Source organism: Pseudomonas sp. WT-JTC (genome assembly GCF_056711565.1).
The window spans coordinates 4,785,547-4,797,500 of the sequence record NZ_CM160042.1 but is presented as its reverse complement, the minus strand read 5'-3'; the positions used below and the strand labels follow the sequence as shown (position 1 = coordinate 4,797,500).

The window sequence follows — 11,954 nt, the reverse complement described above, 5'->3', positions numbered from 1 at the left end:
AGTCGAGTCGGCCTGCGCGGAAGATGTAACGGGGCTCAAACCATACACCGAAGCTACGGGTATCACGCAAGTGATGCGGTAGAGGAGCGTTCTGTAAGCCTGTGAAGGTGAGTTGAGAAGCTTGCTGGAGGTATCAGAAGTGCGAATGCTGACATGAGTAACGACAATGGGTGTGAAAAACACCCACGCCGAAAGACCAAGGTTTCCTGCGCAACGTTAATCGACGCAGGGTTAGTCGGTCCCTAAGGCGAGGCTGAAAAGCGTAGTCGATGGAAAACAGGTTAATATTCCTGTACTTCTGGTTATTGCGATGGAGGGACGGAGAAGGCTAGGCCAGCTTGGCGTTGGTTGTCCAAGTTTAAGGTGGTAGGCTGAGATCTTAGGTAAATCCGGGATCTTAAGGCCGAGAGCTGATGACGAGTTACCCTTTGGGTGACGAAGTGGTTGATGCCATGCTTCCAAGAAAAGCTTCTAAGCTTCAGGTAACCAGGAACCGTACCCCAAACCGACACAGGTGGTTGGGTAGAGAATACCAAGGCGCTTGAGAGAACTCGGGTGAAGGAACTAGGCAAAATGGCACCGTAACTTCGGGAGAAGGTGCGCCGGTGAGGGTGAAGCATTTACTGCGTAAGCCCACGCCGGTCGAAGATACCAGGCCGCTGCGACTGTTTATTAAAAACACAGCACTCTGCAAACACGAAAGTGGACGTATAGGGTGTGACGCCTGCCCGGTGCCGGAAGGTTAATTGATGGGGTTAGCTAACGCGAAGCTCTTGATCGAAGCCCCGGTAAACGGCGGCCGTAACTATAACGGTCCTAAGGTAGCGAAATTCCTTGTCGGGTAAGTTCCGACCTGCACGAATGGCGTAACGATGGCGGCGCTGTCTCCACCCGAGACTCAGTGAAATTGAAATCGCTGTGAAGATGCAGTGTATCCGCGGCTAGACGGAAAGACCCCGTGAACCTTTACTATAGCTTTGCACTGGACTTTGAATTTGCTTGTGTAGGATAGGTGGGAGGCTTTGAAGCGTGGACGCCAGTTCGCGTGGAGCCATCCTTGAAATACCACCCTGGCAACTTTGAGGTTCTAACTCAGGTCCGTTATCCGGATCGAGGACAGTGTATGGTGGGTAGTTTGACTGGGGCGGTCTCCTCCTAAAGAGTAACGGAGGAGTACGAAGGTGCGCTCAGACCGGTCGGAAATCGGTCGTAGAGTATAAAGGCAAAAGCGCGCTTGACTGCGAGACAGACACGTCGAGCAGGTACGAAAGTAGGTCTTAGTGATCCGGTGGTTCTGTATGGAAGGGCCATCGCTCAACGGATAAAAGGTACTCCGGGGATAACAGGCTGATACCGCCCAAGAGTTCATATCGACGGCGGTGTTTGGCACCTCGATGTCGGCTCATCACATCCTGGGGCTGAAGCCGGTCCCAAGGGTATGGCTGTTCGCCATTTAAAGTGGTACGCGAGCTGGGTTTAGAACGTCGTGAGACAGTTCGGTCCCTATCTGCCGTGGACGTTTGAGATTTGAGAGGGGCTGCTCCTAGTACGAGAGGACCGGAGTGGACGAACCTCTGGTGTTCCGGTTGTCACGCCAGTGGCATTGCCGGGTAGCTATGTTCGGAAAAGATAACCGCTGAAAGCATCTAAGCGGGAAACTTGCCTCAAGATGAGATCTCACTGGAGCCTTGAGCTCCCTGAAGGGCCGTCGAAGACTACGACGTTGATAGGTTGGGTGTGTAAGCGCTGTGAGGCGTTGAGCTAACCAATACTAATTGCCCGTGAGGCTTGACCATATAACACCCAAGCAATTTGACTACTCGAAAGAGCATCAGATTGCGGTGTGTGAAGACGAAAGAACCGAAAGTTCGACGCTCACAAAACACCGATTTCCATCACATACCCAATTTGCTGAAGCGAGGCCCTCCGGTCACGACTCAGTACCCGAATTTCTTGACGACCATAGAGCGTTGGAACCACCTGATCCCATCCCGAACTCAGCAGTGAAACGATGCATCGCCGATGGTAGTGTGGGGTTTCCCCATGTGAGAGTAGGTCATCGTCAAGATTAAATTCCGAAACCCCTATCTGCGCACGCAGGTAGGGGTTTTGTTTTTGGCGCCCCCCCCCCCTGTAGGAGCGAGCTTGCTCGCGAAAAACCCGAGACCGCTGCGGGGCCTCAGGTTTCCCGCGTCATCGTTAACGTCCATCGCGAGCAAGCTCGCTCCTGCAAAGTCAATTGTGAAAAAAATCACACGAACGTGACTCCACGGTTTTGCTAAGGTGCAGCTCATTTTTAATGGACTGAGTTTGCGCCCACGGATCGGCATTCTTTTCAAAGAGTTGCTGCACAAGTGCCCGAACCGATTCCCATCAAGGACCACGAAAAAGAAACACGCCTGGTCAACAAGAGACTCATGGCCTGCGCCTTGTTCGTTGCCGCCATTACCTGTGCTTTGGTGGTACGCCTGTACGTCCTGCAGGTAGTCGAGTTCGACTATCACTCGACCATCTCCGAAAACAACCGCGTACACGTCCTGCCGATTACGCCTACCCGCGGATTGATCTATGACCGCAACGGTGTACTCCTCGCGGACAACCGTCCCAGCTTCAACCTGACCATCACCCGCGAGCGCGCCACCGATGTGAACGCCGAACTGGACGAAGTGGTCAATCTCCTGCACCTGCCCGCTGAAGACCGCTCGCAGTTCGACAAGGCGATGAAGCAGGCACGTCACCCCTTCGTACCCGTGACGCTGTTCTACGAACTGAGCGAAGAACAGATTGCCGTACTCGCCGTCAACGAGTTCCGCTTGCCCGGCCTCGATGTCGAGCCGCAATTCGTTCGTCACTATCCATTGGGGGAGCACTTCGCTCATTCAGTCGGCTACGTCGGACGTATCAACGAGAAAGAGTCAAAGGCGCTGGATACGGTCGAGTACCGAGGCACCCAATCCATCGGCAAGACCGGGATCGAGAAATTCTACGAGGCGCAACTGCACGGCCATGTCGGATATGAGGAAGTCGAAACCAATGCTCAGGGCCGCGTGCTGCGAGTGCTCAAGCACACTGACCCGGTGCCAGGCGAAAACATTGTCCTGAGCCTCGACGTCAAGCTTCAGGAAGCCGCCGAGCAAGCCCTGGGCGATCGTCGTGGCTCCGTGGTCGCGCTCGATCCGTCGACCGGTGAAGTGTTGGCCATGGTCAGCAACCCGAGTTTCGATCCCAATCTGTTCGTCACCGGCATCAGCTCCAAGGAATACTCCACGCTACGCGACTCCATTGACCGACCGCTGTTCAACCGTGTGCTGCGCGGGCTCTACGCGCCGGGTTCGACCATCAAGCCGGAAGTCGCAATCGCCGGCCTCGATACGGGTGTCGTCACGCCACAGACCCGTGTGTTCGACCCCGGTTATTACCAGCTGCCGGATTTCGATCACAAGTACCGCAACTGGAACCACAGCGGCGATGGTTGGGTGGATATGGATGCGGCGATCATGCGTTCCAACGACACCTATTTCTATGACCTCGCACACAAGCTTGGTATCGATCGCCTGCACGACTACATGGCGATGTTCGGACTGGGTGAGAAAGTCTCCCTGGACATGAATGAAGAAGCCCCCGGCCTGATGCCATCCCAAGCCTGGAAGCGCGCCACGCGTCGTCAGGCCTGGTTTCCTGGCGAGACGGTGATTCTCGGTATCGGCCAAGGCTACATGCAAGTCACGCCGCTGCAATTGGCCCAGGCCACGGCGCTGATTGCCAACAAAGGCGTGTGGAACCGCCCGCACCTGGCCAAGACCGTGGACGGCGTCGCACCGGTGGATGAGCATCCGATGCCGAACATTCTGCTCAAGGACCCACGCGACTGGGAGCAGGTCAACCATGGCATGCAGATGGTGATGCACGACGCCCGCGGGATTGCCCGGGCTGCAGCGGCGGGCGCGCAGTACCGTATTGCCGGCAAGAGTGGTACCGCGCAAGTGGTGGCGATCAAGCAGGGCGAGCGCTACAACCGGGAGAAAACCCGTGAGCGTAACCGCGACAATGCCTTGTTCGTCGGTTTCGCACCGGCCGAGCACCCGAAGATCGTGATTTCGGTGATGATCGAAAACGGCGAGGCCGGTGGTCGTGTCGCCGGGCCGGTCGTACGGGAGATCATGGACGCCTGGCTACTCGATCAGGACGGACACCTGAAGCCGCAATACGCAGCGCCGAGCAAGGCGCCGGGCGATCCTCACGTCTGAATCATCGTGGCTCACAGCACAGGCTCACGGATGCTGAGCATGTGCTGGAAGCTCTCGAGGAACACCGTTTCGGCCTGGCTCATCTTCTGTTCGCGATTCCACAACAACTGGATATCGAAATCCACCACGCCGTCTTCCGGCGGCAAGCGCCAGAGCAGACCTTGCTCGACATCCCGGCGCACCAGATGCGTGGGCAAGGCGCCGATGCCGTAGCCTGCGCAGATCAGGCGATGAATTTCTTCGAAACTGGTGGATGAGGCGACGATCTTGCCGGTGAAACCCTGCTGATCGCGGAACAGTGTCAGGGGTGAAAGATTGCCGCCCAATTGATCGCTGGTGAAGCTGACGAAGTTTTCCGCCGCCAGTTGTTCCAGGGCCAGGTTCTCTTGACCGAACAATCGGTGACGCGGGCCACAAAAGTAAGCGTAGGTCTCGCGAAACAGCACCCGCTGTTCCAGTCTCGGCTGTGGCAAACGACACAGGCCGACGCCGATGGTCGCAGTCTTTTGCAGCAGCGAACTGATGATGTTCGAACTGCCCATCACCTCGACTTCCAACTCGATTTTCGGGTGAGTTTCATGGAAGTCAGCGAGGAAATCATCGTAATGCCGCGCCTGCACACCGCTGACGGTGAGGATGCGGATCTTGCCCACCACGTCGTCGTGACGGCTCTCCACCACCGTTCCCAAGCGTGAAATATCACCATAGATATCCGCCGCTATGCGCAGGACTTCTTCCCCGGTTTCCGTCAGGTCAAAGCGTCGTCCGCTGCGGGCAATCAACACGCATTCCAGTTGTTCCTCCAGCCGTTTCAATGCCTGGCTGACCGCCGACTGGGTGATGTGCAAGCGCGCGGCCGCGCGGCTCATGCTGCCTTCCTGGCCAATGACCAGATAGGTGCGCAGCAGGTTCCAGTCGAGGCGGTCATTGAGAAAGCGTCGGCCGACCCACGGGTTGGAAGTGGAGGGCATAAAACCTCACGTAGTAGCAGTGCTAATAGTAAAGATAAGAATATGAAAATTGACTAATCCTGGCACGAAAGCGATAAAGCCCACAAGCGCCACAGAGCGCAACCGTCACCAGCCTTAACACCTGCCCAAAACTATAAGTACACAGGGTCCTTGCATGCACACTACTCCCCAACCGCGCCGAGCCGCGGCCGCTGCCTTCATTGGCACGACCATCGAGTTCTACGACTTTTACATCTACGCCACCGCGGCGGCGCTGGTCCTCGGGCAGGTGTTCTTCCCCAGCAGCGACCCGGTCATGAGTACCCTTGCGGCATTTGGCAGTTTCGCTGTCGGCTTTATTGCGCGGCCCATGGCCGGGATGGTGTTCGGTCATCTGGGCGATCGTCTGGGGCGCAAGAAAATGCTGTTGGTGACCATGGCCTTGATGGGCATCGCCACCGCCGGCATTGGCCTGTTGCCGAGCTATGCCAGCGTCGGCATCTGGGCGCCAATCGGTCTGATCGTGCTGCGTTTGATCCAGGGCATTTCGGTCGGTGGCGAGTGGGGTGGGGCGGTGTTGATGGCGAGCGAACACGCGCCGGCCAGGCGCAAGACGTTCTACGCGTCGTTCGCCCAACTCGGCAGCCCGGCCGGTTTGTTGCTGGCACTGATCGCTTTCCGCCTGGTGACGTCCCTTGAGCCAGAGGAGTTCCTCGCCTGGGGATGGCGCCTGCCATTTCTTGCCAGCGGCGTGTTGATGATGGTCGGCCTGTTGATCCGTTCCGGAGTTCACGAGTCGCCGGAGTTCGCCAAGGTCCAGGACAACAACGAGACCGCCAGATACCCGGTGATGGATGTGATCCGCACCTGCTGGCGGCAGATCCTGTTCGCTGCTGCGGCAGTGACCATTGGCTCGGCCGGGTTCTTCTTCACCAACACCTTCATGATCACCTACGTCACCCAATACCAGGGCATTGCCCGTTCGACGATTCTCGATTGCCTGTTTCTGGTGACCATCATCCAGTTGCTCTCGCAACCGGTCTCGGCGTTGCTGGCCGAACGTATCGGCGAAGGGCGTTTTCTCAAATGGGTCGCGCTGCTGTGCATGGTCACGCCGTACCCGATGTTCCTGCTGGTGGGTACGCAGAACATTCTGTTGATGACGCTCGGTATCGCGTTGGCCGTGGTGATTCTTTCGGCCCTGTACGCGGTGATCGCCGGCTACATGACCCAGGCCTTCCCGGTGCACCTGCGCTACTCGGGCATTTCCATCGCATACCAATTGGCTTGCGCCGTGGCCGGCGGCACCACGCCGCTGATCGGCACCCTGCTGGCCAGCAAGTTTTCCGGACAATGGTTGCCGCTGGCGGTGTTCTTCACCTTGCTTTCGGCGCTGTCCTTGATCGGTGTTTGCGGCCTGGCCCGCCTGCGCGCCAACCCGGTCGTCACCCACGCTGCTAAAGAGGTGTATTCGTGAGTAAACCTGCACACATCGACCCGGTTGAATGGCAAGCCCGTTGCGAACTGGCTGCGCTGTATCGACTGGTCGCGCACTTTCGCATGACCGACCTGATCGACACCCACATCACCCTGCGGATTCCGGGGCCCGAGCACCACTTCCTGATCAACCGCTACGGGGTGATCTTCGACCGCATGCGGGCCTCGGACCTGGTGCGTATCGATCAGGAAGGGCGGGTGGTCGATCCAGAGTACGCGGGCCATAGGGTCAACGCCGCCGGCTTCGTGATTCACTCGGCGATCCACATGGCGCGGCCCGATCTGAACTGTGTGATCCACACCCACACGGCGGCGGGCATGGCCGTCGCGGCACAGAAGCAAGGCTTGCTGCCGATCAGTCAGCACGCGCTGAAGTTCTACGGCAAGCTGGCCTATCACACCTATGAGGGCATCGCGCTGTCGCTGGATGAGCGCGAGCGGTTGATTGCCGACCTCGGCCCGCACCGGGCGATGATTCTGCGCAACCACGGATTGCTGGTGGGTGGCTCGGGCGTGGCCCAGGCGTTCCAGGAGATCCATTTTCTGGAGCGCGCCTGTCAGGCCCAGGTGCAGGCGCTGGCCGGTGGTTCGGCACTGCATTACCCATCGCCGGAAGTCTGCGCGCACACCGCCGAGCAGTTTGACCGTGATGAGCAGGACAACATCATCGACCTGGCCTGGGAGGCCGCCCTGACCTTGATCGAGTCCCAGCGCGAGTCCTATTTGTCATGAACGCGGTCATCAACACCGTGGTTCTGCTATCCCGCGACACCTTGCTGCTCAAGCAGTTGCAGGCTGCGTTTGCCCGCAGTGCGCCGCAGCTCACCGCCGTGCTGGCCGATGATTCGCGGGCAGCCAATGCACAGATGGCGGCGTGCTGGTTTCCCTTGCCGGGCAGTCTTGGCGCCTTGCCGAACCTGCAGGTGATTCACTCGGTGGCCGCCGGTATCGATCACCTCGATCACGATCCGTCATGCCCGGAGCTGCCGATCTGCCGTGTGGTCGATCCGGGTCACCGCCAGGGCATGACCGAGTACGTGCGCTGGGCGGTGATTCACTATCACCGTGGATTCGATCAGGTGTTGTCGCAACAACGGGAGCAACGCTGGGAGCGGCCGCTGCAACGGGCGGCGGGCCAGTTCAAGGTCGGTGTGATGGGGCTCGGCTCGCTGGGCAGCGCGATTGCTCTGGACCTGGCCGCAGCAGGTTATGACGTGCGCGGCTGGGCGCGGCGCAGCAAGGACTTGCCGGGTGTGCATACGTTCGCCGGGGCTGATGCGTTGCATCCGTTTCTCGACGGCGTCGAGTTGCTGATCAACCTGTTGCCGCTCACCAGCGAAACCCGCGGGATTCTCGGACGAGCCACTTTCGAGCGGCTCGCCAGCGGCGCGGCACTGGTCAACTGTGGCCGGGGCGGTCATTTGAACATCGATGACCTCGAACAGGCATTGGCGAAAGGGCACTTGCGCGGCGCCTTGCTGGATGTCTTCGAACAGGAGCCGCTGCCGGTCGATAACCGGCTGTGGACCATGCCCGGTGTCAGCATCACCCCGCATATGGCTTCGGCGGCTTCCCATGACTGTATTGCCGAACAAGTGGCGGAGAACTTCCGTCGCCTGAATGCTGGGGAGCCGTTACTCAACTGTGCCGACCGAGTATTGGGATATTGAACTAACACACCCCTTGTAGGAGCGAGCCCGCTCGCGATGGTCGTTAACGATTTCGCGTGTTTGCCGGTTAAACGCGGTGTTCTTGAGTTCATCGCGAGCAGGCTCGCTCCTACAGGAACCAGCTTCCCGTAAGCCATAACAACAACCTTCGCCTCAACCGTTTTACTGCCAGTTCAAAACAATTAAATAAATTCCTGGAGACAGTGATGAGCGATCTATCGTCCGCAGAAAAGTCCGGCGCACCACCGGAAGTTGCAATCAGCATGAAAAAAGTCGCGGTGGCCAGTGTGATTGGCACCACCGTGGAGTGGTACGACTTGTTCGTGTTTGCTACGGCATCGGCGCTGGTGTTCAACAAAGTGTTCTTTCCGGATTTCGTGCCGCTGATCGGAACGCTGCTGGCTTTCGGCACGTTCGCTTCGGCGTATCTGGCGCGGATTGTCGGTGCGGCATTGTTCGGGCATTTCGGTGATCGCCTGGGGCGCAAGTCGATGCTGTTGATTTCGCTGTTGACCATGGGCGCAGCGACCTTCGCCATCGGCTTGTTGCCTGACTTTGCAACCATCGGTATCTGGGCGCCGATCCTGTTGTTGCTGCTCAGGGTCGTGCAAGGCCTGGCATTGGGTGGCGAATGGGGCGGGGCGGTGTTGATGGCGGTGGAGCATGCGCCGGCCAACAAGCGTGGCTTGTACGGTTCCTGGGTGCAGATCGGCGTGCCGGCCGGGACCATGATTGCCAACCTGGCATTCCTGTTGATCGCGGCGTGGCTGTCCCCTGAGGACCTGTTGGCCTGGGGCTGGCGTATTCCGTTCCTGGCCAGCGTGTTGCTGATCGCCGTCGGTTTGTACATCCGCCTGAACATCTCGGAAACCCCGGCCTTCAACAAGGTCAAGGAGGCCGAGGTGCAAGTGAAAATGCCGCTGGCGGAAGTGTTCCGCAAGTACTGGAAGCAAGTGGTGCTGGGTGGGATTGCCACCATGTCTACGGGCGCTTCGTTCAACATCATCGTGGCGTTTGGTTTGACTTATGGCACACAGAATCTCGGCTTCAGCCGCAGCGTGATGCTTGGTGTGGTGCTGCTCTCCTGTGCCTGGTGCATCGTCATGCTGCCGGTATTCGGCGCGCTCTCGGACCGTGTCGGACGCAAGCCAATCATTGTCGGCGGCATCATCGCCGAAGCGCTGGTGGCGTTCCCGATGTTCTGGCTGATGGACACCAAAGAGCTGTCGATGGTGGTCTTCGGTTATCTGTTGTTGATGACGGCGTTCGCCGCCAACTACGGGCCGATCGCGACCTTCCTCGCCGAACTGTTCGGCACCCGGGTGCGTTATTCCGGGTTGTCCATCAGCTACATGTTGTCTGGCCTGCTCGGTAGCGCGGCAACACCGATTGTCACCACGGCCTTGCTGGCCGCGACAGGCAAAGGCTCTTCAGTGGCCTGGTACATGATCGGCGCAGCGTTGATCTCGCTGGTGGCGCTGTTGCTCCTGACCGAGACCTTCAAGAAAGACATCAGCGAAATCCCGAGCATCGTCCCGACAGACGCCCCGACCCCCGGCAAACCCTTCAAATCGGCTACGGCCTGAATCCTGGAGTTCTACAACATGCGCAGAATTCAATCGGCCCCGGGCTACATCGGCCCGGTCGGCCCTTACTCCCAGGCCGTGGTCAGCGGTCACCTGGTGTTTACCGCCGGGCAAATTCCGGCCCGGAACAATCTCGACGAACAACCTGCTGATTTCCGGGAGCAGGTGCGGCAAACCTTGCACAACCTCGAAGCGATCCTGATTGAAGCCGGGTCCGGTTTCAGCCACGTGATCAAAGTCAATGCCTACCTGACCGATCCCGCACAACTGGAGCCGTTCAACGCCGTGTACCGCGAGTTCCTCGGCCATGCGCCACCGGCACGCACCACGGTGTGCGTGGCCCTGTGGGGCGTGTCGCTGGAAATCGATTGTGTCGCCGAACTGATTGCCGGGGAGGCGCAACATGGATGAGTCGCTACTGATCGAACAACTCAAGGCCGTGAGCTTTCCGACCCTCGGGCATTTTCTCGAAGAGGGTTTTGCCGACCCGCAACTACGGGCCATGGTGCCCAATGTGAAAGTCGTTGGCCGTGCGCTGACCCTGAAGCTGGTGGGCGCCGATGCCGTCGCCGTCAACCAGGCCCTGGCGCAAATCAGGCCGGGTGACGTGCTGGTGATCGACACCAGTGGCGATCATCGGCACGCTCCGGTCGGTGCGGTGACCAGTTGCGCGGCACACTGTGCCGGGGCGGTGGCAATAGTGGTAGATGGTGCGGTGACCGATCTGCTGGAGTTGCGCGAGGCCGGGTTACCGGTGTTCGCCCGCGGCACCAGCCTGTTGACCACCAAGCTGCACGGGCGCGGCGACAGCGCCATCAACCAGCCCATCCACTGCGCCGGCGTGACGGTGCAACCGGGGGATTGGGTGCTGGCGGACGACAACGGCGTGTTGTTTCTCGACACGGCAGCGGCGCAGGCGGTCATCGAGCAGGCGCTGGCCTCGGATCGTACCGAGCCACGCTTGCTCGAACGCTTGCGGTCCGGTGAGCCGGTGGCGCAAGTCCTGCGCGTTTAGTCCGTCAGCCGTTGCTGCAGGCTTTCGAGAAAGATCGTCTCGGCCCGGCTCATGCGCTGTTCGCGGTTCCACAGCAAATGAATGTCCACATCGGCAATGCCCTCGTGGGGCGGCAGGCGCCAGAGCAATCCGGCGTCGACGTCGGCCGCCACCACGTGCTCGGGCAAACAGCCGATGCCGAAGCCGGCGATGACCAGTCGCCGGACTTCTTCCAGGCTCGGTGACGATGCAACGATGCGGCCGCTGAAACCCTGCTGATCGCGAAAAATCGTCAGTGGCGAGAGCATGCCGCCGATCTGGTCACTGGTGAAGCTGACGAAATTCTCCCGCTGCAAATCCCCTTCGGCGACGTCCTGTTGGCCGAACATGGCGTGATGCTTGCCGCAGAAAAACGCATAGCGTTGCCGCAGGAACAAGCGCTGCTCCAGGCGTGGCTGCGGGCGCCGATTGAGGCTCAGGCCGAGGGTCGCGGTTTTTTCCTGGAGTGCGCTGACGATGTCGGAACTGCGCATCACATCGACTTCCAGATCCACTCGCGGGTATTGGCGATGGAAGTCGGCGAGGAAGTCATCAAAGCGCTCGGAGAAGATCCGGCTGATGATCAGCAACCGCACTTTGCCGATCACCTCGTCGGCCGGTTGTTCCAGCACGCTGCTGACCTGGGACATTTGCCCGTAGATTTCCCCGGCCAGGGCGAAGATCTGCTCACCGACTTCGGTCAGGGCAAAGCGTGGCCCGCGACGGGCAATCAGTTGGCGGCCCAGTTGTTCTTCCAGGCGCTTGAGGGCCTGGCTCACTGCCGGTTGAGTCAGGTGCAGGCGGGCGGCGGCGCGGCTGATGCTCAGCTCCTGGCCAATCACCCGAAAGGTGCGCAGCAGGTTCCAGTCCAGGCGGTCATTGAGCAGGCGTTGCATAGGCGTTCAGCAGCAAGTCAGGGGCCAATGGGGAGAGTCGGCGGCTTGCACACACAGTGCGCAAGCCATGGACAT

9 protein-coding genes and 2 rRNA genes (1 of these 11 running past the window's edge) are annotated in these 11,954 nt (G+C 59.4%); 9 read left to right on the top strand and 2 right to left on the bottom strand.

Annotated features, from left to right (window positions below):
• From AC06G5_RS21680 to mrdA, 3 genes are all read left to right on the top strand, one after another.
• A 23S ribosomal RNA gene (locus tag AC06G5_RS21680) occupies nucleotides 1-1,796 on the top strand (it extends 1,096 nt beyond the left edge of the window).
• Between the two features lie 156 nt (nucleotides 1,797-1,952).
• Nucleotides 1,953-2,068 (top strand): 5S ribosomal RNA (rrf, locus tag AC06G5_RS21675).
• 286 nt (nucleotides 2,069-2,354) lie between these two features.
• Nucleotides 2,355-4,247 carry a penicillin-binding protein 2 gene (mrdA, locus tag AC06G5_RS21670; RefSeq protein WP_413422457.1) on the top strand — a complete coding sequence of 631 codons (1,893 nt, stop codon included), beginning with the start codon at nucleotides 2,355-2,357 and terminating at the stop codon, nucleotides 4,245-4,247.
• A gap of 11 nt (nucleotides 4,248-4,258) precedes the next feature.
• Here the strand turns inward: mrdA and AC06G5_RS21665 are convergent, their stop codons facing one another.
• Nucleotides 4,259-5,218 (bottom strand): LysR family transcriptional regulator, encoded by a 960-nt coding sequence (locus tag AC06G5_RS21665; protein ID WP_413422459.1) that lies wholly within the window; start codon nucleotides 5,216-5,218, stop codon nucleotides 4,259-4,261.
• Between the two features lie 154 nt (nucleotides 5,219-5,372).
• Here AC06G5_RS21665 and AC06G5_RS21660 point away from each other — a divergent pair, with 154 nt between their 5' ends.
• The 6 genes from AC06G5_RS21660 (at nucleotide 5,373) to AC06G5_RS21635 (ending at nucleotide 10,965) form a co-directional block, all read left to right on the top strand.
• Nucleotides 5,373-6,674: an MFS transporter gene (locus AC06G5_RS21660; protein WP_413422461.1), complete on the top strand. Its 1,302-nt coding sequence runs from the start codon at nucleotides 5,373-5,375 to the stop codon at nucleotides 6,672-6,674.
• Entirely contained in the window at nucleotides 6,671-7,426 is a 756-nt protein-coding gene (locus AC06G5_RS21655; RefSeq protein WP_007988289.1) for a class II aldolase/adducin family protein, read from the top strand. The genes AC06G5_RS21660 and AC06G5_RS21655 overlap by 4 nt, the downstream gene beginning before the upstream one ends.
• Nucleotides 7,423-8,364 carry a 2-hydroxyacid dehydrogenase gene (locus tag AC06G5_RS21650; RefSeq protein ID WP_480458288.1) on the top strand — a complete coding sequence of 314 codons (942 nt, stop codon included), beginning with the start codon at nucleotides 7,423-7,425 and terminating at the stop codon, nucleotides 8,362-8,364. The genes AC06G5_RS21655 and AC06G5_RS21650 overlap by 4 nt, the downstream gene beginning before the upstream one ends.
• A 206-nt stretch (nucleotides 8,365-8,570) precedes the next feature.
• A complete protein-coding gene (locus tag AC06G5_RS21645) occupies nucleotides 8,571-9,950 on the top strand; it encodes an MFS transporter (protein WP_413422466.1) in 1,380 nt (459 codons plus the stop codon).
• 18 nt (nucleotides 9,951-9,968) lie between these two features.
• On the top strand, nucleotides 9,969-10,361 hold the full coding sequence (locus tag AC06G5_RS21640; protein WP_413422468.1) for a RidA family protein: 393 nt from the start codon (nucleotides 9,969-9,971) through the stop codon (nucleotides 10,359-10,361).
• Nucleotides 10,354-10,965, top strand: a complete 612-nt coding sequence (locus AC06G5_RS21635) for an RraA family protein (RefSeq protein ID WP_480458287.1) — start codon at nucleotides 10,354-10,356, stop codon at nucleotides 10,963-10,965. Before AC06G5_RS21640 ends, AC06G5_RS21635 begins: the two co-directional genes overlap by 8 nt.
• Here the strand turns inward: AC06G5_RS21635 and AC06G5_RS21630 are convergent.
• Complete coding sequence (locus AC06G5_RS21630) at nucleotides 10,962-11,879, bottom strand: LysR family transcriptional regulator (RefSeq protein WP_057397602.1); 918 nt, start codon at nucleotides 11,877-11,879, stop codon at nucleotides 10,962-10,964. The two genes, AC06G5_RS21635 and AC06G5_RS21630, sit on opposite strands and share 4 nt — an antisense overlap.
• Between the last annotated feature and the right edge of the window lie 75 nt (nucleotides 11,880-11,954).

Excerpts from the sequence above, each read along its gene's own strand:
- AC06G5_RS21665 (WP_413422459.1), bottom strand. The coding sequence starts at position 5,218 with ATGCCCTCCACTTCCAACCCGTGGGTCGGCCGACGCTTTCTCAATGAC.
- AC06G5_RS21660 (WP_413422461.1), top strand. The coding sequence starts at position 5,373 with ATGCACACTACTCCCCAACCGCGCCGAGCCGCGGCCGCTGCCTTCATT.
- AC06G5_RS21650 (WP_480458288.1), top strand. The coding sequence starts at position 7,423 with ATGAACGCGGTCATCAACACCGTGGTTCTGCTATCCCGCGACACCTTG.
- AC06G5_RS21645 (WP_413422466.1), top strand. The coding sequence starts at position 8,571 with ATGAGCGATCTATCGTCCGCAGAAAAGTCCGGCGCACCACCGGAAGTT.
- AC06G5_RS21640 (WP_413422468.1), top strand. The coding sequence starts at position 9,969 with ATGCGCAGAATTCAATCGGCCCCGGGCTACATCGGCCCGGTCGGCCCT.
- AC06G5_RS21635 (WP_480458287.1), top strand. The coding sequence starts at position 10,354 with ATGGATGAGTCGCTACTGATCGAACAACTCAAGGCCGTGAGCTTTCCG.
- AC06G5_RS21630 (WP_057397602.1), bottom strand. The coding sequence starts at position 11,879 with ATGCAACGCCTGCTCAATGACCGCCTGGACTGGAACCTGCTGCGCACC.